The organism is Pseudomonas sp. (assembly GCF_049301935.1).
In the GTDB taxonomy this organism is placed as follows: Bacteria; Pseudomonadota; Gammaproteobacteria; order Pseudomonadales; family Pseudomonadaceae; genus Aquipseudomonas.
In genome coordinates, this window is the sequence record NZ_JBAQLP010000099.1 from 21644 (window position 1) to 38778 (window position 17135).

Annotated in this window: 15 protein-coding genes; 7 read left to right on the forward strand and 8 right to left on the reverse strand. The window is 62.9% G+C overall.

Going from position 1 to position 17135, the window contains the following annotated elements; translation table 11 throughout:
- Positions 1-105 precede the first annotated feature (105 nt).
- The 3 genes from WA145_RS13165 to WA145_RS13175 all read left to right on the forward strand — a co-directional run bounded on the left by WA145_RS13165 (position 106) and on the right by WA145_RS13175 (position 5732).
- Positions 106-1245: an efflux RND transporter periplasmic adaptor subunit gene (locus WA145_RS13165; protein ID WP_422582013.1), complete on the forward strand. Its 1140-nt coding sequence runs from the start codon at positions 106-108 to the stop codon at positions 1243-1245.
- 12 nt (positions 1246-1257) lie between these two features.
- Entirely contained in the window at positions 1258-4374 is a 3117-nt protein-coding gene (locus WA145_RS13170; RefSeq protein WP_422582014.1) for an efflux RND transporter permease subunit, read from the forward strand.
- Positions 4375-4547: 173 nt separating this feature from the next.
- Complete coding sequence (locus tag WA145_RS13175; protein ID WP_422582015.1) at positions 4548-5732, forward strand: multidrug effflux MFS transporter; 1185 nt, start codon at positions 4548-4550, stop codon at positions 5730-5732.
- Between the two features lie 281 nt (positions 5733-6013).
- On the opposite strand, the gene WA145_RS13180 is transcribed toward WA145_RS13175, so the two are convergent.
- From WA145_RS13180 to WA145_RS13190, 3 genes are all read right to left on the reverse strand, one after another.
- Positions 6014-7855, reverse strand: a complete 1842-nt coding sequence (locus WA145_RS13180) for a PAS domain S-box protein (protein ID WP_422582016.1) — start codon at positions 7853-7855, stop codon at positions 6014-6016.
- Positions 7856-8013: 158 nt separating this feature from the next.
- Complete coding sequence (locus WA145_RS13185) at positions 8014-9030, reverse strand: zinc-binding alcohol dehydrogenase family protein (protein ID WP_422582017.1); 1017 nt, start codon at positions 9028-9030, stop codon at positions 8014-8016.
- Between the two features lie 9 nt (positions 9031-9039).
- Positions 9040-9357, reverse strand: a complete 318-nt coding sequence (locus WA145_RS13190) for a putative quinol monooxygenase (protein ID WP_422582018.1) — start codon at positions 9355-9357, stop codon at positions 9040-9042.
- 80 nt (positions 9358-9437) lie between these two features.
- Here WA145_RS13190 and WA145_RS13195 point away from each other — a divergent pair, with 80 nt between their 5' ends.
- The 3 genes from WA145_RS13195 (at position 9438) to WA145_RS13205 (ending at position 11448) form a co-directional block, all read left to right on the forward strand.
- Positions 9438-10355, forward strand: a complete 918-nt coding sequence (locus WA145_RS13195) for a LysR family transcriptional regulator (RefSeq protein ID WP_422582019.1) — start codon at positions 9438-9440, stop codon at positions 10353-10355.
- 81 nt (positions 10356-10436) lie between these two features.
- Complete coding sequence (locus WA145_RS13200; RefSeq protein ID WP_422582020.1) at positions 10437-10823, forward strand: DUF2946 domain-containing protein; 387 nt, start codon at positions 10437-10439, stop codon at positions 10821-10823.
- Positions 10824-10980: 157 nt separating this feature from the next.
- A complete protein-coding gene (locus WA145_RS13205) occupies positions 10981-11448 on the forward strand; it encodes a copper chaperone PCu(A)C (protein ID WP_422582021.1) in 468 nt (155 codons plus the stop codon).
- Between the two features lie 50 nt (positions 11449-11498).
- Here the strand turns inward: WA145_RS13205 and WA145_RS13210 are convergent, their stop codons facing one another.
- From WA145_RS13210 to WA145_RS13230, 5 genes are all read right to left on the reverse strand, one after another.
- Positions 11499-12446: an adenosine deaminase gene (locus WA145_RS13210; protein ID WP_422582022.1), complete on the reverse strand. Its 948-nt coding sequence runs from the start codon at positions 12444-12446 to the stop codon at positions 11499-11501.
- A gap of 156 nt (positions 12447-12602) precedes the next feature.
- The gene (locus tag WA145_RS13215) at positions 12603-13061 is read right to left on the reverse strand and encodes an REP-associated tyrosine transposase (RefSeq protein WP_422582056.1); all 459 of its coding nucleotides are present in this window, start codon (positions 13059-13061) and stop codon (positions 12603-12605) included.
- 159 nt (positions 13062-13220) lie between these two features.
- Positions 13221-13805: an IMPACT family protein gene (locus tag WA145_RS13220; RefSeq protein WP_422582023.1), complete on the reverse strand. Its 585-nt coding sequence runs from the start codon at positions 13803-13805 to the stop codon at positions 13221-13223.
- Complete coding sequence (locus WA145_RS13225) at positions 13805-14476, reverse strand: TetR/AcrR family transcriptional regulator (protein ID WP_422582024.1); 672 nt, start codon at positions 14474-14476, stop codon at positions 13805-13807. The genes WA145_RS13220 and WA145_RS13225 overlap by 1 nt, the downstream gene beginning before the upstream one ends.
- 168 nt (positions 14477-14644) lie before the next feature.
- A complete protein-coding gene (locus tag WA145_RS13230) occupies positions 14645-15562 on the reverse strand; it encodes a LysR family transcriptional regulator (RefSeq protein ID WP_422582025.1) in 918 nt (305 codons plus the stop codon).
- 137 nt (positions 15563-15699) lie between these two features.
- On the opposite strand from WA145_RS13230, the gene WA145_RS13235 reads away from it, so the two are divergent.
- Entirely contained in the window at positions 15700-17046 is a 1347-nt protein-coding gene (locus WA145_RS13235; protein WP_422582026.1) for an aspartate aminotransferase family protein, read from the forward strand.
- The last annotated feature ends 89 nt before the right edge of the window (positions 17047-17135 follow it).

A 17135-nucleotide genomic window follows, 5' to 3' on the forward strand; every position in this document is an offset into this window, starting at 1 on the left:
GAAGTGTAATGAACTTAAGGGTAATGTTCTATTTACAAACACTTATGTATGTAACTAGCATTGCTCGTCTCAAACGTTGCGCCCTGCGTTTTCTTGGAGACATCCATGTTTTTTCCCCGTCATCTGCCGGTTGCTGCCGGTTCCCTGTTGCTCGCCGTCCTGGCTGCCCCCCTGTATGCCGCCGATGCACCGCCTGCACCCGAAGTGGTGGTGGAAACCGTCAAGGCCGAGTCGCTGCCGCTGGAGCTGGAATATTCCGCGCGCACTGCGGGTTTCCGCGAAGTGCAGGTCCGCGCCCAGGTCAGTGGCATCCTGCAGGAACGCACCTATCTGGAAGGCAGTCAGGTCAAGCAAGGCCAGGTGATGTTCCGCATCGACCCGCGCACCTACCAGGCCGCGCTGAGCCGCGCCAAGGGTGCGTTGGCGCAGGAGCAGGCGCGCTACCGGCAGACCGAGCGTAACCTCAAGCGCATCCGCGAGCTGCAGAAGAAGGGCTTTGCCAGCGAGAGCGAGCTGGATAACGCCATCTCCAACTTCGAGCAGAGCAAGGCCAATATCCAGGCCGCCGAGGCCGAGGTGCAGTCCAAGCAGATCGACCTTGACTACACCACGGTAAAAGCGCCGATTTCCGGTATCACCAGCAAGGAAACCGTTTCCGAAGGCAGTTTGATGGTGGCCGGTGATCCGAATGCCAGCTTGCTGAGCAATATCACCCAGCTGGACCCGATCTACGTCAACTTCGCCGCCCCGGACTCCGATGTGGAAAGTGTGCGCAGCGGTTTGCAGAACGGCAGCCTGGTGCTGCCGGAAGACGGCAAGATGAGCGTGCAGATCAAGCTCGGTGACGGCAGTGTCTACCCGCTGGAAGGCAAGGTGGATTTCACCGACAGCCTGGTGGATCGTGGCACCGGTACCGTCAGCGCCCGCGCCGTGGTGCCTAACCCGGATCAGACGCTGTTGCCCGGCCAGTTTGTGCGGGTGCAGGTTTTGGGCCTGAGCATCCCTAATGCCATGACCCTGCCTGAGCGCGCGATTGCCCAGGGCCCTGGCGGTACCTTTGTCTACGTGGTGGATAAAGGCGGGGTGGCGCGTATGCGTCAGGTCACCACCGGGCATACGGCCAAAGGCCGTTGGGTGATTGTGTCCGGCATCAGTGCCGGTGAGCGGGTGATCGTCGAGGGCCTGCCGAAGGTGCGTCCGGACAGCCCGGTCAAAGTTGCCGCCCCAGTTGCCAGCCAATCCTAAGGAGCGTTCCCGGTGATCTCACGCTTCTTTATCGACCGTCCGGTATTTGCCGCGGTCATCTCGATCATCATCGTGCTGGCCGGCCTGATGGCCATGCGCTCGTTGCCGATCGCCCAGTACCCGCAGATCCTGCCGCCGCAGGTGTCGGTCAGCGCCAGCTACGCCGGGGCCAGCGCCCAGGTGATTGCCGAAACCGTGGCCGCGCCGCTGGAGCAGTCGATCAACGGCGTCGAAGGGATGATTTACCAGCAGTCCAACTCCGGCGGCAACGCCATGAGCCTGTCGGTGTATTTCGAGGTGGGCCGCGACCCCGATCAGGCCACCATCGACGTCAACAACCGGGTGCAGGCCGCCCTGGCCAAACTGCCGGAAGAAGTGCGCCGGCAGGGCGTCAAGGTGCAGAAGAAGTCTTCGGACATTCTTCAGGTTGTCACCCTGTACTCGCCGGATGGCTCGCGCGACCCGGTGTTTATCAGCAACTACGCGCTGATCAATGTGATCGACGAACTCAAGCGCCTGCCCGGCGTGGGCGATGTCAGCCAGTTCGGTTCGAAAGACTACTCGATGCGCATCTGGCTGCGCCCGGACAAGCTGGCGCAGTTCAACCTGACGCCCACCGATGTGGTCAATTCGATCCGTGAGCAGAACTCGCAGTTCGCCGCCGGCAGCTTCGGCCAGCAGCCGCTCAAGCAGGAACAGGATTTCACCTACACGGTGACCACCCAGGGGCGTTTCACCGACCCGCAAGAATTTGAAAACGTCATTTTGCGTACCGACGACACCGGCGCCAGCCTGCTGCTCAAGGATGTTGCGCGGATCGAGCTGGGTGCCCAGGACTACTCGCTGATGACCTCGCTCAACGGTCAGCAGAACGCCGCGTTTGGCGTGTACCTGCAGCCCGGCGCGAATGCCCTGGACACTGCCGCCGCGGTGAGCAAGACGCTCGATCGTCTGTCGCAGAACTTCCCCAGCGGCATGACCTACAAGGTGCCGTACGACACCACCAAATTCGTCCAGGTGTCGATCGACGAAGTGATCAAGACCTTCTTCGAAGCGCTGATCCTGGTGGTGCTGGTGGTGTTTCTGTTCCTGCAGAACTGGCGCGCCACGCTGATCCCGCTGTTGGCGATTCCGGTGTCGCTGGTCGGCACCTTCGCCGGCATGTACCTGCTCGGTTTCTCAATCAACCTGCTGACCCTGTTCGGCATGGTGCTGGCCATCGGTATCGTGGTGGACGACGCCATTGTGGTGATCGAAAACGTCGAGCGGGTGATGGCCAGCGACAAGATCGGCCCGCGCGAGGCGACCATCAAGGCCATGCAAGAAGTGACCGGGCCGATTATCGCCATCGTTCTGGTGCTCTGCGCAGTATTCGTGCCGGTGGGCTTTCTCGGCGGCCTGGCCGGGGAGATGTATAAACAGTTCGCCATCACCATCGCCATTTCGGTGGTGATCTCCGGCATCGTCGCCCTGACCCTGAGTCCGGCGCTGTGCGCCTTGCTGCTCAAGCCTGGGCACCACGAACCGGCCGCACCGTTCCGCGCCTTCAACCGGGTCTTCGACAAGCTGACCAGCGGCTACACCGCCGGGGTGCGGTTCTTCCTCAAACGTTCGGCGGTCGGCCTGCTGCTGTTCGGCGCGATGATTGCGCTGATGGTGGTGCTGTTCAACCGGGTGCCCAGTTCCCTGGTGCCCAACGAAGACCAGGGCTATGTGATCAACGCCTACTTCCTGCCGCCCGCCGCCTCGCTGACCCGTACCGAAAAGCTGACCGGTGAGGTGACCCAGCAGCTGATGGCGCACCCGGCGGTGCAGGACGTGGTGACCTTCGCCGGTTTCGACGTGCTGACCTTTGGTACCCGCAGCAACGCCGGGGTGAGCTTCGTGCCACTGAAGGACTGGAGCGAGCGCACCACCCCCGAGCTGGATGCGCGCAACTTGACCGGCGAATTTATGGGCATGGGCGCGGCGCAGAAGGATGGTGTGGTGATGAGCTTCAACCCGCCGCCGATTACCGGCATGAGCACCACCGGCGGCTTCGAAGGCTATATCCAGGATCGCAGCGGCGGTAGCACCGCGCAGCTGGCCGAGAAGGTTCAGGCCTTTCTCGCCGCTGCGGCCAAACGTCCTGAGTTGGCCGGGGTGCAGAGCACCTTCAGCGCCAATGTGCCGCAGTACTTTATCGACCTGGATCGCATCAAGGCACGCGCCCTGGGGGTCTCGGTGAATGATGTGTTCACCGCCATGCAGGCGACGTTCGGCAGCTACTACGTCAACGATTTCAGCCTGTATGGGCGTACCTTCCAGGTCAGCCTGCAGGCCGAGGCGGAGTTTCGCAGCAAGCCTGAAGACCTGTCCCAGGTCTATGTGCGTGCGGCCAGTGGCGAGCTGGTGTCCTTGGCCAGCCTGGTCAAGGTCGAGCGGATTCTCGGCCCGGATACCTACGCGCGCTTCAACGTCTACCCGGCGGCGAAGATCCTCGGCGGGCCGGCGCCTGGCTTCAGCTCCGGCCAGGCCCTAAGTGCGATTCAAGAGGTGGCGGATGAGGTGCTGGGCAGCGATTACAGCATCGGCTGGACCGGCTCGGCCTTCCAGGAAGTAGCCTCGCAGGGCTCGGGCAGCAGTGCCTTCGTCTTCGGCCTGATCATGGTGTTCCTGATTCTCGCGGCGCAGTACGAGCGCTGGACCCTGCCGCTGGCGGTGGTCACTGCGGTGCCGTTTGCGGTGTTCGGCGCGATTCTCGCGGTGTGGCTGCGCGGCATCGAAAACGACCTGTACTTTCAGGTCGGCCTGGTCACCCTGATCGGCCTGGCAGCGAAGAACGCCATCCTCATCGTCGAGTTCGCCGTGCTGTGCAGGCAGCAGGGTATGGGCATCTTCGAGTCGGCGCTGGAGGCTTCACGCCTGCGCTTTCGCCCGATCATCATGACCTCGCTGGCGTTTATTCTCGGCGTTGTGCCGCTGGCGATCAGCTCGGGCGCAGGCTCGGCCAGCCGTCACTCGATCGGCACCGGGGTGATCGGTGGGATGATGGCGGCGACTTTCCTGGCGATCTTCCTGATCCCGATGTTCTACCTGCTGGTGGAATCGCTGGCAGAGAAAATCGGCAAAGGCCGTAGGGTGGGTTAGGCGTGTGCGCAAAGGCTCGGTCAGGTGGGAGCCTTTGGCGCGCCAGGACGTAGGATGGGTTGAGCATAGCGATACCCATGCTGCCAGGCCGTAGTCCAGATGTAATCCGGGAACGGTTGGTCAGGCGCTGAATGCCCCGGATTGCATCCGGGCTACAACTTATTTGGACCGCCATGCCGTTACCTCTGCTGTTGATTCTCGGCGCGTTAAGCGCCTTTGGCCCGTTGGCTATCGACTTTTACCTGCCGAGCTTTCCGACCCTGGCGCGCGCCTTCGCCACCGATGTGGAGCATGTGCAGCTGTCGTTGGCGGCCTACTTTGCCGGCCTGGCCATTGGTCAACTGGTGTATGGCCCGCTGGCCGACCGTTTTGGCCGACGCAAGCCGCTGCTGGGCGGGGTCATGCTGTTCAGTCTGGCGTCGTTGGCCTGCGCCCTGGCGCCGAGCCTGGAATGGCTGATTGCCGCGCGCTTTGTGCAGGCCCTGGGCGGTTGCGCGGGGATGGTGGTGTCGCGGGCGGTGGTGCGTGATCTGTGTGACCCGATCAACTCGGCCAAGGTATTTTCCCAACTGATGCTGGTGATGGGCCTGGCGCCGATTCTCGCGCCGCTGGGCGGTGGGCTGCTGCTCAGCACGCTGGGCTGGCCGTCGATCTTTATCTGCCTGACGCTGTTCAGCTTTATCTGCCTGCTGGCGGTGGCTCAGTGGCTGCCGGAAACCCTGGCCAAGGACGCGCCGCCGGCACCCCTGCGCGGCGCGCTGGGGGAGTACAAGCGGCTGTTCGCCGACCTGCCGTTTCTCGGCTATGCGATGACCGGCGGCTGTGCGATTGCCGGGATGTTTGCCTATATCGCCGGCTCGCCGTTCGTGTTTATCGAGCTGTATGGCATCCCCGCCGAGCATTACGGCTGGCTGTTCGGCAGCAATGCCCTGGGCTTTATTCTGGTGGCGCAGCTGAATGCCTGGCTGGTGGCGCGGCATGGGCCGGCGTACTGGCTGGGCAAGACCGTGTGGTTCTACCTGGCGTGCGGTCTGGCCCTGCTGCTGGTGGCGCTGGCCAAGCCGCACGCCTTGTGGCCGCTGCTGCTGCCATTGTTCGGCTGCATTGCCAGCCTGGGCATTCTGCTGCCCAACGCCTCGGCTTGCGCCATGGCCGGGCAGGGCAGGCATGCCGGCAGTGCCTCGGCCTTGCTCGGCAGTCTGCAGTTCGTGATCGCCGCCAGTGCCGCTGCCCTGGTGGGCGTGCTGCATGACGGCAGCGCCTGGCCGATTGCCGTGGTGATCTTCGCTTGCGGGGTGTTGGCCGTAAGCTTTTCCCTGTTTACCCGCTGGGTCGAGCGCGGCGCGATCCGCGCATAGGCTTAACTTACGGCGCGCTGTTGCTCGAATGGCAGCCTATGCGGCGCGCTCAGGCGCGCTTGCAGGGTGCTGACAAACTGGCGGGCCTCGCTTTCACTGCGAAAGGTCACACTCTGCTTGCCAAAGCTTACTTGCCAGCCTGAACCTGCGGCTGTTTTTACCGGTTGGATCATGACGTTCATCGCCGAGCCTCCTATGCAAGAAAAGCCAGTCTAGTCGCTCAATATGAACTTTCATTGACCTGTAACAATTCAATCACGGCAGGCGTGCCGTTGGTCTGATCAGCTCACCTGCGTGGCGCTGAATTGCACGGCCAGCCCGGCCAACCGGGTGAATTCGGTGACCAGGGCAATATCGGCGGCGCTCGGCCGGCTGGGCTGCGGGTAGTAGATGCCGAAGGTGCCCAGCACCTGGCCGTTGTCATCCTTGAACGGCAGTGACCAGCAGGCGTGCAGTCCGGCGGCCAGGGCGACGCTCTGGTAATCGCGCCAATACGGATGCTGACTGAGGTCTTCGGCGATCACCAGTTCGCCGCTCACGGCGGCGTGTCCGCATGAACCAACCTCCAGCGCGGCCCGCTTGCCGTCGATGGCCCGGCAATAGGCCTCCGGTAGGCTGGGGGCTGCGCCAAGATGCAGGCGCTGTTGCTCATCGAGTAGCATGATCGACACGCGCATCTGCGGTTGCAGGCTTTCCAGGCGCTGGCTGATACCGCTGAGAATGCTGCGTAGCGGGTACAGACCCAGCAGCTCGTCGAGCACTGCGTTGCGTGCCTGTTGCAGTTGTTGGGCCTGGTGGCGCTCATGCAGGTCATGCAGGCTACCGTGCAGGCTGTGCTCGGGCAGACTCAGGTTGAGCTGCAGTTCAACTCGCCGCGCCTGACCGCTACGGGTGAGCAACTGGCATTCCAGGCGCAGGCTGCCGAGCTTGCCGCTGCGCAATTCTTCCAGGCGTTGGCTTAGCGTGGCTTGAGCCAGTTCCGGCATAAAACGCTGCAATGGCTTGCCCAGGCTTTCGTGGATCGGGTAACCGCTGATCCGTTCCCAGGCCGGGTTGAGGAAGCTCAGTTGATCGTCGGGGCTGGTGATAAAAATCGCATCACCGAGGTGCTCGACCAGCGAGCGGTAGCGGCTCTCGCTGACCTGCAGTTCGTTATCGATTTTCTTCTGTTCGGTGAGGTCGATGTCGACGCAGTACAGCTCCAGCTGATCCAGGCTGTTACGCAGCATCAGGTGGCTGGAATAGACCCACACCAGGCTGCCGTCCTTGCGTTGTAGCTGCACCTCGGCGGCAGGGATTGGCGGGCCGCCGAGCTGCCACAGGTTGATCGCACTGGCCACCTTGCTGCGTGCCTGGGGCGGAACGATCAGCTCTTCCAGGCGCTGGCCCATCACCTCATGCAGGGCATAGCCATAAAGCTGGGTGCTGGCCTGGTTCCAGTAGATCACCCGGCGGTCGCGGTCGTAGCCTTGCACGGCAATTCGCGGGGTCTGCTCGAACAGCTGGCGAAAACGCTGCTCGCTTTCACGTAGGGCGCTTTCGTCGCGTTTCTGTGCGCTGATGTTTTGCACGGTACCGAGGACGCGCCCCTGCTCATCCACTTCACCGCGCAGCATCAGCCAAGTGGTTTGCTGTTGCTGGGGTTGCAGCAGGCGGGCACTCACCAGCATTGTGTTGCGGCTCTCCAGCAAGCCGCGCAGGGCGCGTTGCACGGCGCAGCGTTCGGCGGGGTGCAGCCAGCTGAGCAGCTGTTCGCTGCTGCACTGCTGGCTGTCAACAGTGCGGCCGAACAGGCAGAGGGCCTCGTCGCTCCAGTGGAAACCATTGCGGTATTCCCAGCTGCCTAGCCCGGCGTTGCGTTGCGCCTGTTGCAGCACGCGGCTGTTGTGGGTGAGCGCCGCGAGCAGTTGATGCTGCGCCTGGCGGTCACGCAGGCTGACAAAGAAGATCAGCCCGGTGCTCAGCAGAATAAACAGCAGGCCTTTGCCGGTTTGCAGCTCAGCCACCAGTTCGCTGTCCCGGACCAGCGTATGCAACAGATAGTCACTGCCGAAAATCCACAGGGCGCTGAACAGGCTATATACGCCAGCCAGGCGCAGTGGGCCTTGAAGATCGGGTCGCATCCATCACCGCCAATGGCTAGTCATGTTGCAAGAGTTGAATGGGCGTGCCTGCAAGCAGGCAATGCATTGAGTCTAGCCGGCCCCTTGTCGAATGCAGGGCGCGCGGTAAAAAAGCTGCCCGGCCCACGCAGCGCGTGAGCCAGGGTGGCTAAGCGGCTTTAAAAGCCTTCGAGAACGATCTTGCCTTTGGCCGTACCGCTTTCCAGCAGCGCATGGGCACGGCGCAGGTTGGCCGCGTTGATGCTGCCGAAGTGCTCGCCCAGGGTGGTGCGCAGGGTGCCGGCATCCACCAGTTCGGCCACCCGATCCAGCAGCTGATGCTGCTCGATCATGTCCGCCGTTTCGAACAGCGAGCGGGTAAACATCAGCTCCCAGTGCAGCGACAGGCTTTTGCGCTTGAGCTGCATGATGTCCAGCGCCTGCGCCGGGTCATCGATCAGCGCCAGGCGGCCTTGTGGAACCAGGGCTTCGACCAGTTGCGCGAAGTGCTGGTCGGTCTGGGTCAGGCTGGCGACGTGGGTGACCTGATGGATGCCGATGCGTTGCAGTTCTTCACTCAGCGGCTGGCTGTGGTCGATCACATGATGCGCGCCCAGCTCGCGGACCCAGGCTTGGGTTTGCGGGCGGGAGGCGGTGCCGATCACGGTCAGGCCGGTAAGTTGGCGCGCCAGCTGCACCAGGATCGAGCCGACGCCACCGGCTGCGCCGACAATCAGCAGGCTCTGGCCCAGGTCTGCGTTGCCCTGAGTGATCTGCAAACGCTCGAACAGCAGCTCCCAGGCGGTGATCGCGGTCAGCGGCAGGGCGGCGGCTTCGGCAAATGGCAGGCTCTTGGGCATCTGCCCGACGATGCGCTCATCCACCACATGCAGCTCGCTGTTGGCCCCGGCGCGGTTGATCGCCCCGGCGTAATACACCCGGTCACCGGGCTGGAACAGGCTGACCTCGTTGCCCACCGCCTTGACGATGCCGCTGGCGTCCCAGCCGAGCACCTTGGCGGCGCCGTCTTCAGGGGCGACGTTGCGGCGAATCTTGGTGTCCACCGGGTTGACCGAAATGGCCTTGACCTCGACCAGCAGGTCGCGCGGGCCGGGCGTGGGCGCCGGCAGTTCGACATCCTGCAGGGCGTCGGCGTGGTCGGCGGGCAGGGACTGGTAGTAGGCGACAGCTTTCATGAGGGCTCCTTAGAGAATACGGTGCATTAATTGATGATCGACCTGCTCCAGCAGGCTGCCGCAGGTTTCGCCAAAGTGCAGAAAATGTACGGTCTGCTGGTGCGCGCTAAGGGCAGCGGCGTCCTGCCATTGCTCAACCATGATGAAGCGGTTGGGCTGCTGCTGATGGCGGTGCAGGTTGTACTGCAGGCAACCGGCTTCGGCCTGGCTGGGTGGCACCAGCTGGCGCAGGCCGGCTTCAACCGCCTGGGCCTGGCCGGGGCGCGCGGTGAGGGTGGCAATCAACGTCAGTGGCGTGGTCATGCTGGGCTCCGGTTCAAGTGCCATGCATGCTCGGTTATTCGATTGACGAGAAAAACCGCCTGCTACTAGAGTCTCTTTCAATGTTTTTTTGATAATGAGCCGCCATGCTGCGCGTTGATGATTTGCAGTTGTTTGTCACCACCGCTGACCTGGGCAATCTCTCGGCGGCAGCGCGACGTCTGGATATTTCACCGGCGCTGGCCAGCGCCGCGCTCAAGCGCCTGGAGCAGCAACTGGAGGCGCGCCTGTTTAGCCGCTCCACCCGCAGCCTGCGCCTGACACCCGAGGGCGAGCTGTTTCTCGGCCATGCGCGCCTGGCCTTGCACAGCCTGGACGACGGCCGGCAGCAACTGGCCGGTAGCAAGGTTGGCATCAGCGGGCCGTTGCAGCTGTCCGCCCCCTCGGATTTCGGCCGCAATATTCTGCTGCCCTGGCTGGATGAATTTCAGCAGATGCACCCGCAGGTGCAACTGCGCCTGCTGCTGGGCGACCGGGTGGCCGACCTGTTTCGCGAGCCGGTGGACATCGCCCTGCGCTACGGCGCGCCGGAGGATTCCAGCCTGGTCGCCTTGCCGGTGGCCGCGCTAAATCGGCGTGTGCTGTGTGCTGCGCCGCAGTACCTGCACAAGCATGGCGAGCCGCACTCGGTGGACGAGCTGGCGGGGCACAATTGCCTGCTCTATATGCTCGGCGGGCGGTTGCATGACCGTTGGCGCTTCAGCGATGGCAAGCGCGAGCAGGGCATCAGCGTCAAAGGCGACCGGGTCAGTGATGATGCCGATGTGGTGCGGCGCTGGGCAGTCAGCGGTGCTGGGCTGGTGTACAAGTCCTGGCTGGATGTGGCCGGTGATGTGCGTGCCGGGCGGCTTCAGGTGTTGCTACCCGAACTGCGCGGCGAGCCGACACCGCTCAACCTGATCTGCGCGCATAGGGCGCAACTGAGCAAACCGGTGTTGCTGCTGCGCGAGTTTGTCCAAGCACGCTGTGCCGAGTTGTTGGCGGATGCGCCCTGGCCACACTAAGATTGCCGCCAGCGCACTGCGGCAATCCAGCGCAGTGCTGCTGCGTCATATGCGCCCCAGAGCAATGCTAGAGTCGCGCCCATGAAAATGATCCGTACTGACCGCCGCCTGCTGGCCTGGATGCTGTATTTCAGCGTGCTGTTCAGTGCGTTCGTCTGCAGTATTGGTCACGGGCAGATGGCCGGTCTGCAGCTCAGCGGCCTTAGCAGCCAGTACTGCTCCTTCGACGGCAATTTCGGCGCCGGGGCGGACCTGGATGGCTCCGGTGTTGTGGCGCCCAATCCCGCCACCGGCTCCGGCTGCTCCCTGAACTCCACCTTCAGCGCGATCATCCTGGCGGCGTTCTTCGGCCTGCTGGGCTTACTGGCACCCAATCGCGCCCCCCTGCTGACGTTCTTCTTTACCCCGCGACCTGTCCGCTACCTCTGGCCCTCGGCCAATCCCCGCGCCTCACCTTCGCTTCCATAGCCATTGGGCCTAAGCCCCGGATACTCCTGCCGTTGCCTCGTACGGATTAGCTGTGCGCCACCGTCTTAATGGCATAACCGGCGCAGGTTTGGCCCGCGCCAAGGCTTCGCGTTACAACACTTGTTATGGACAGTCAGTCCACCACCGGAGGAACACCATGCTGTTGAAGAAGATTCTGCTGATTGCCGCCTTGCTGAGCCCGAGCCTGTTCGCCAGCGCCCATGAATACAGTGCCGGCGAGCTGCATATCGAACACCCCTGGTCGCGGGAAATGCCGGCCGTCGCACCGACGGCAGCGGTCTATTTTGTGCTGCACAACCAGGGCGCGGAGGTGGATCGCCTGCTCAGTGTCAGCACCCCACACGCCGGCAAGGCCGAGCTGCATGAACATATCCACGCCGATGGTTTGATGAAGATGCAGCAGGTGCAGAACGTGGCGATTCCCGTCGGTGGCGCAGTGAAGTTTGCGTCCATGGGCTACCACGTCATGCTGTTCAACCTGCAGCAGCAGGCCAAGGACGGCGAGCGCTTCCCGCTGACCCTGACCTTTGAGAAGGCCGGTGCAGTTGAGGTGGAGGTCGCGGTGCAAAAGGATGCGCCCGAGCAGAAAGCGGCGCACCACTGATAGTGCTGGCCTAGCGGTTGTGCCGTTAGGCCAGTGTCTGGTGCCGAGGGCTAAACCAGGCGCGCATCCAGGCTATTCTGCGCCAGGCGTTGGGCCTGCTCCTGGGTCATGCCCAGGCTGTCATGCAGGGCGGCGAAGTTCTCGGTGACGTAGCCGCCGAAGTAGGCCGGGTCGTCCGAGTTCACCGTGACCTTCACGCCGCGTTCGAGCATCTGCAGGATATTGTGCTGGCGCATGTCGTCGAACACGCAGAGCTTGATGTTGGACAGCGGGCAGACGGTCAGCGGGATCTGCTCGTCGATGATGCGCTGCATCAGCCGCTCGTCTTCGATGGCGCGCACGCCGTGGTCGATACGCTCGATCTTCAGCAGGTCCAGCGCTTCCCAGATGTATTCGGGCGGGCCTTCTTCACCGGCATGGGCCACCGTCAGCAAACCTTCGCTGCGTGCCTTGTCGAATACCCGCGCAAACTTGCGCGGCGGGTGGCCCATCTCCGAGCTGTCCAGGCCGACGGCGATAAAGGCATCGCGAAACGGCATGGCCTGTTCCAGGGTTTTGAAGGCTTCCTCTTCGGACAGGTGGCGCAGAAAGCTCAGGATCAAACCGTGGCTGATGCCCAGCTGCTGCTCGCCGTCACGCAGCGCCTGCTTGATCCCGCGTAGCACCACCTCGAAGGGAATACCGCGGTCGGTGTGGGTTTGTGGGTCGAAGAACGGTTCGCTGTGGATCACGTTCTGCGCCTTGCACTTGAGCAGATAGGCCCAGGTCAGGTCGTAGAAGTCCTGCTCGGTGCGCAGCACGTCGGCCCCGGCGTAATACAGGTCGAGAAACTCCTGCAGGTTGTTGAAGGCATAGGCGCCGCGCAGCGCTTCGACGTCATTCCAGGGTAATTTGATCTTGTTGCGCTCGGCCAGGGCAAACAGCAGCTCGGGCTCCAGCGAGCCTTCCAGGTGCAGGTGCAATTCGGCCTTGGGCAGTGCGTTGAGCCAGTCGTTCATGGTCAGATCTCGTTAGCAGGCGTGGTCGCGACAAAGTTTAACCGCTAGGACAGGATTTCGCCGAGTCGCCGGGCGCTCAATCGCCTTGCCCGCGCAACGCCGCTGTCCCCTGTAGGAGCGGGCTTGCCCGCGATAAATCCTAAGACCGGCGCAGGCTCACAGCCACAGCGCATCCCATAACGGGTAATCGCCAATGCGCTTTCCCAGGCCGGCGCGTAATGGATTGGTGACTATATAACGAGCCGCTGATTGCAGGTCTTCATCCTGACGCAGCGCCCGGTCGTAATAACCCGGCTGCCAAATCGGGCCCTGTGTGCCGAGGTACTGATTGATCTGCCGTGCGCTGTTACTTTTTATGCGACGCATCAGTGCATCCAGCGAGCCTGCTTGCAGTTGTACAAGCCAGTGCAGGTGATCGGGCATCACCACCCAGGCCAGAGACGTAACCCTGTGCTGTTCATGGGCTGCGCGAAGTTCTGCCACCAGTAAGCGTGCCACTGCAAAGTCGTTAAACAGCGGACGGCGCTGCAACAGGGTGGTGGTCAGCAGGTAAATACGCTCTGGCTCTGAATAGCGGCCGCGCCGCAGGTTACTGCCATGGGGTTTTGCAGGCATTCCATTGCCTCTTGTGCTGTATATGAGATTGATCGCGGGCAAGTCCGCTCCTACGGGGGCAGCAGCTCAACACGCGCTCACATGTAGGAGCGGGCTTGCCCGCGATAATTCGTGAAATCAGCTGCAGGCTCACAGCCACAATGCAGAAGCGTAGTTCACCTACTGCGGCCGCAGTTCACTGCGCCCACGGCTGATATCCGCCAGCAGGCGTTGCAAGTCAGCCACCCGTGGCACGGCGATCGCCAGCTGCAAGTCGGCCCCCGTGGCGTCGTAGTCTTCCTGCAGCAGCAGGCAGTCCAGTTCCGCCAGGCGCGCCTTGAGCAGTGGCAGCTCGGCGAACAAGCAATGGCAGCGGTACTGCTCGCGGGCGATTAACTCGATGCGCGGGGCGGCTTGCAGGCATTTATTGGCGCTGCCGCCGTAAGCTCGAGCCAGGCCGCCGGTGCCGAGCTGGATGCCGCCGTAGAAGCGGATCACCAGCACCGCCAGCTGGTCCATCTCCTGGCTCTCGATGGCTGCGAGTATCGGCCGGCCCGCCGTGCCGCCGGGTTCGCCGTCGTCGCTGAAACGGTACTGCTGACCGACCTTCCAGGCCCAGCAGTTGTGGCTGGCGCTGGCGTCGCTGTGCGCCGTGATAAACGCCTGCGCCTCGGCCGCGCTGGTAACCGGCGCGGCGAGGGCGATAAAGCGGCTTTTACGAATCTCCTCGCGGTAGTCGCAAGGGCCGAGCAGGGAAAAGGGCATCAGGCGTCTTTGACGGGAGGCGTCAGGCCACAGCCCTTGAGGATGATGGCGATCAGCTGGTCGGCGGCTTCTTCGTAATCGGCCTTGACCAGGCGCGAGCGGCCGGTGACGCGGCAGATCTGCGAGGCAAAGTCGGCATAGTGCTGGGTGCTGCCCCACAGCAGGAAGATCAGGTGTACCGGATCGACCGGGTCCATCTTGCCTGCCGCGCTCCAGGCCTTGAACACCGCGGCGCGGCCGCGGAACCAGGCCTGGTAGTCCTGATTGAGTATCTGCGACAGGTGCTCGCCGCCGCTGATAACTTCCATGGCGTAGATGCGCGAGGCCTTTGGCTGGCGGCGGGAGAAATCCATCTTGGCGCGGATATAAGCGGCCAGCGCGGTGGCCGGGTCATCGTCCACGGTCAGGGTGTTGAAGGTGCTGTCCCAGAGTTCGAGGATATTGCTCAGCACCGCCTGATACAGGCCCAGTTTGTTGCTGAAGTAGTAGTGCAGGTTGGCCTTGGGCAGCCCAACGGTCTGCGCGATGGTGTTCATGCTGGTGCCTTTGAAACCGTGACGGGCGAACTCTTCCTCGGCGGCCTTGATGATCGCTTCTTGGTTTTTCTGCCGGATGCGCCCGGCGGGTTTAGTGCTCGGGTCGGTTCGGTGGGCAAGTACTTCAACAGTCATGGGCGGTTCCGCAGTGCTCAGGTTTTCGGACGTTTGCACTGATACCCCAGTGTCGCGTGGGTGACAAGCGCAAGGGCCAGAAAAACGCGATAAGCGCCATTTTGCCGGGTGTTTGCACCGTCTTTGTGCAGGTTCAAGTGTTCGGGGAACTGGCTTCTGCCTCGCGCATCAAGCCTCAGCCAATGCCTCCAGAAAACTCTCCAGCACCAGGTGCGGGCGCCGGCCCTTGCGCGTCACCGAGGCCAGGCTGACGTCATAGAAGCGGCTATCGGGCTTGAGCACGCGCAGGCGGCCCTGCTGCACCCAGGCCTGGGCGTAGTGATCAGGCAGGTAACCGATATAGCGTCCGGTGAGGATGAGAAAGGCCATGCCTTCGCGGTCCGAGGCGCTGGCCGTGCAATTGAGCGCCTGGTAGTGGCTCTGCACCTCGGGCGGCAGGCGAAAGGTCGGCGCGATGGCTTCCTGGCTGTTCAGGCGCGCGTCCTCCAGCTGCCGATCATCGACATAGAACAGCGGGTGGCCGACCGCGCAGTAGAGCAGCGAACGTTCGTCGTACAGCGCCTGGTAGTCCAGGCCGGAGAGTGCCGTCACCTGCGGCACCACGCCAATATGCAGACGGCCATCGAGCACGCCCTGCTCCACTTCGCTGGGCGGGGTCATGCGGATATGGATATGCACATCCGGGCCACGCTCCTTCAGGCGCGCCAGGGCGTTGGTGATGCGCATATGCGGCACCGTCACTAGGTTGTCGGTCAGGCCGATATTCAGCTCGCCGCGCAGGTGCTGGTGCAGGCCGTTGACCTCGGTGCGAAAACTCTCCAGCGCCGCCAGCAACTGCTGGGTGCTCTGGTACACCTCGCGGCCCTCTTCGGTCAGGGCAAAGCCGGCGCGACCGCGCTGGCACAGGCGCAGGCCGAGGCGCTGTTCCAGGTCGCTCATCTGCTGGCTGATCGCCGAGCGGCCGATGCCTAAGGCGCTTTCCGCCGCAGAAAAACCGCCGCATTCGACCACGCTGCGAAACAGCTTGAGCAGGCGAATATCAAAGTCACTGACCTGGGCCAGCGGGTCGGGGCGGCGAGTGCTCATTGGCTGGGGCTCATTGTTTAGTAAGTGATGAACTAAAGATAAGAAGAGTCGTGTTTTTCTGACTCTAAGCCCGTGGCACCTTTACTGGCAACAGCTTCTCCTTATAAGAACACCACCCTTCCTTGCGAGGCCGCCCCATGAATATGCCGCAGACCGAAGTCCCGTCCCTGGCCAGCCAGCTCAAGCTGGATGCGCACTGGATGCCGTTTTCCGCCAACCGCAACTTCAAGCGCGACCCGCGGTTGATCGTCGGCGCTGACGGTAACCACTTCATCGACGACAAGGGCCGGCGCATCTTCGACAGCCTGTCCGGGCTGTGGACCTGCGGTGCCGGGCATAACCGCAAAGAAATTCAGGAAGCGGTGGCCAAGCAGCTGGGCACCCTCGATTACGCGCCGGGCTTCCAGTACGGCCACCCGCTGTCCTATCAGCTGGCCGAGAAAATCACCGAGCTGACCCCGGCCGGCCTCGACCATGTGTTCTACACCGACTCCGGCTCCGAGTGCGCCGACACCTCGGTGAAGATGGCGCGCGCCTACTGGCGCCTGAAAGGTCAGCCGAGCAAAAGCAAATTTATCGGCCGCGCCCGTGGCTACCATGGCGTAAACATCGCCGGTACCTCGCTGGGCGGCATCGGTGGCAACCGCAAAATGTTCGGCCAGATGATGGACGCCGACCACCTGCCGCACACCCTGCAGGCGCACCTGGCCTACACCAAGGGCATGGCCGCAACCGGCGGCGTGGAGCTGGCCAACGAGCTGCTGAAGCTGATCGAACTGCACGACGCCTCGAACATCGCCGCGGTGATAGTCGAGCCGATGTCCGGCTCTGCCGGCGTGATCGTGCCGCCGGTTGGCTACCTACAGCGCCTGAGAGAGATTTGTACGCAGCACAATATCCTGCTGATCTTCGACGAAGTGATCACCGCCTACGGGCGCATGGGCAAGTGGACCGGTGCCGAATTCTTCGGCGTTACCCCGGACATCATCAATACCGCCAAGCAGATCACCAACGGCGCGATTCCACTGGGCGCGGTGATCGCCTCCAGCGAGATCTACAACACCTTTATGAACCAGGCGATTCCCGAGCACATGGTCGAGTTCGGCCACGGCTACACCTACTCGGGCCACCCGGTAGCCTGCGCCGCCGGCCTGGCGACCCTGGAACTGCTCAAGCGCGACCACCTGATCGAGCAATCGGCTGCCCTGGCGCCGATCTTTGAAGAGAAGCTGCACAGCCTCAAGGGCAGCAAGCACGTGGTCGACATCCGCAACTGCGGCCTGGCCGGCGCGCTGCAGATCGCCCCGCGTGACGGCGACCCGGTGATCCGCCCCTTCGAGGCCGGCATCAAGCTGTGGAACGCCGGCTTCTACGTGCGCTTCGGCGGCGACACCCTGCAGTTCGGGCCAACCTTCAACACCACGCCCGAGCAACTGGACTCCGTGTTCAACGCCGTTGGCGATGTGCTGAACAGCCTGGATTAAGCCAAACACTATTCCGTAGGGGCGGGCCATGCCCGCGATCACCACGCATCGCGGGCAAGCCCGCTCCTACAACAACAAATCTGTTACCA

Bases quoted from the DNA above. Each gene is read 5' to 3' on its own strand.
- WA145_RS13165 (WP_422582013.1), top strand. From the start codon at position 106: ATGTTTTTTCCCCGTCATCTGCCGGTTGCTGCCGGTTCCCTGTTGCTC.
- WA145_RS13175 (WP_422582015.1), top strand. From the start codon at position 4,548: ATGCCGTTACCTCTGCTGTTGATTCTCGGCGCGTTAAGCGCCTTTGGC.
- WA145_RS13180 (WP_422582016.1), bottom strand. From the start codon at position 7,855: ATGCGACCCGATCTTCAAGGCCCACTGCGCCTGGCTGGCGTATATAGC.
- WA145_RS13185 (WP_422582017.1), bottom strand. From the start codon at position 9,030: ATGAAAGCTGTCGCCTACTACCAGTCCCTGCCCGCCGACCACGCCGAC.
- WA145_RS13190 (WP_422582018.1), bottom strand. From the start codon at position 9,357: ATGGCACTTGAACCGGAGCCCAGCATGACCACGCCACTGACGTTGATT.
- WA145_RS13195 (WP_422582019.1), top strand. From the start codon at position 9,438: ATGCTGCGCGTTGATGATTTGCAGTTGTTTGTCACCACCGCTGACCTG.
- WA145_RS13200 (WP_422582020.1), top strand. From the start codon at position 10,437: ATGAAAATGATCCGTACTGACCGCCGCCTGCTGGCCTGGATGCTGTAT.
- WA145_RS13205 (WP_422582021.1), top strand. From the start codon at position 10,981: ATGCTGTTGAAGAAGATTCTGCTGATTGCCGCCTTGCTGAGCCCGAGC.
- WA145_RS13210 (WP_422582022.1), bottom strand. From the start codon at position 12,446: ATGAACGACTGGCTCAACGCACTGCCCAAGGCCGAATTGCACCTGCAC.
- WA145_RS13215 (WP_422582056.1), bottom strand. From the start codon at position 13,061: ATGCCTGCAAAACCCCATGGCAGTAACCTGCGGCGCGGCCGCTATTCA.
- WA145_RS13220 (WP_422582023.1), bottom strand. From the start codon at position 13,805: ATGCCCTTTTCCCTGCTCGGCCCTTGCGACTACCGCGAGGAGATTCGT.
- WA145_RS13225 (WP_422582024.1), bottom strand. From the start codon at position 14,476: ATGACTGTTGAAGTACTTGCCCACCGAACCGACCCGAGCACTAAACCC.
- WA145_RS13230 (WP_422582025.1), bottom strand. From the start codon at position 15,562: ATGAGCACTCGCCGCCCCGACCCGCTGGCCCAGGTCAGTGACTTTGAT.
- WA145_RS13235 (WP_422582026.1), top strand. From the start codon at position 15,700: ATGAATATGCCGCAGACCGAAGTCCCGTCCCTGGCCAGCCAGCTCAAG.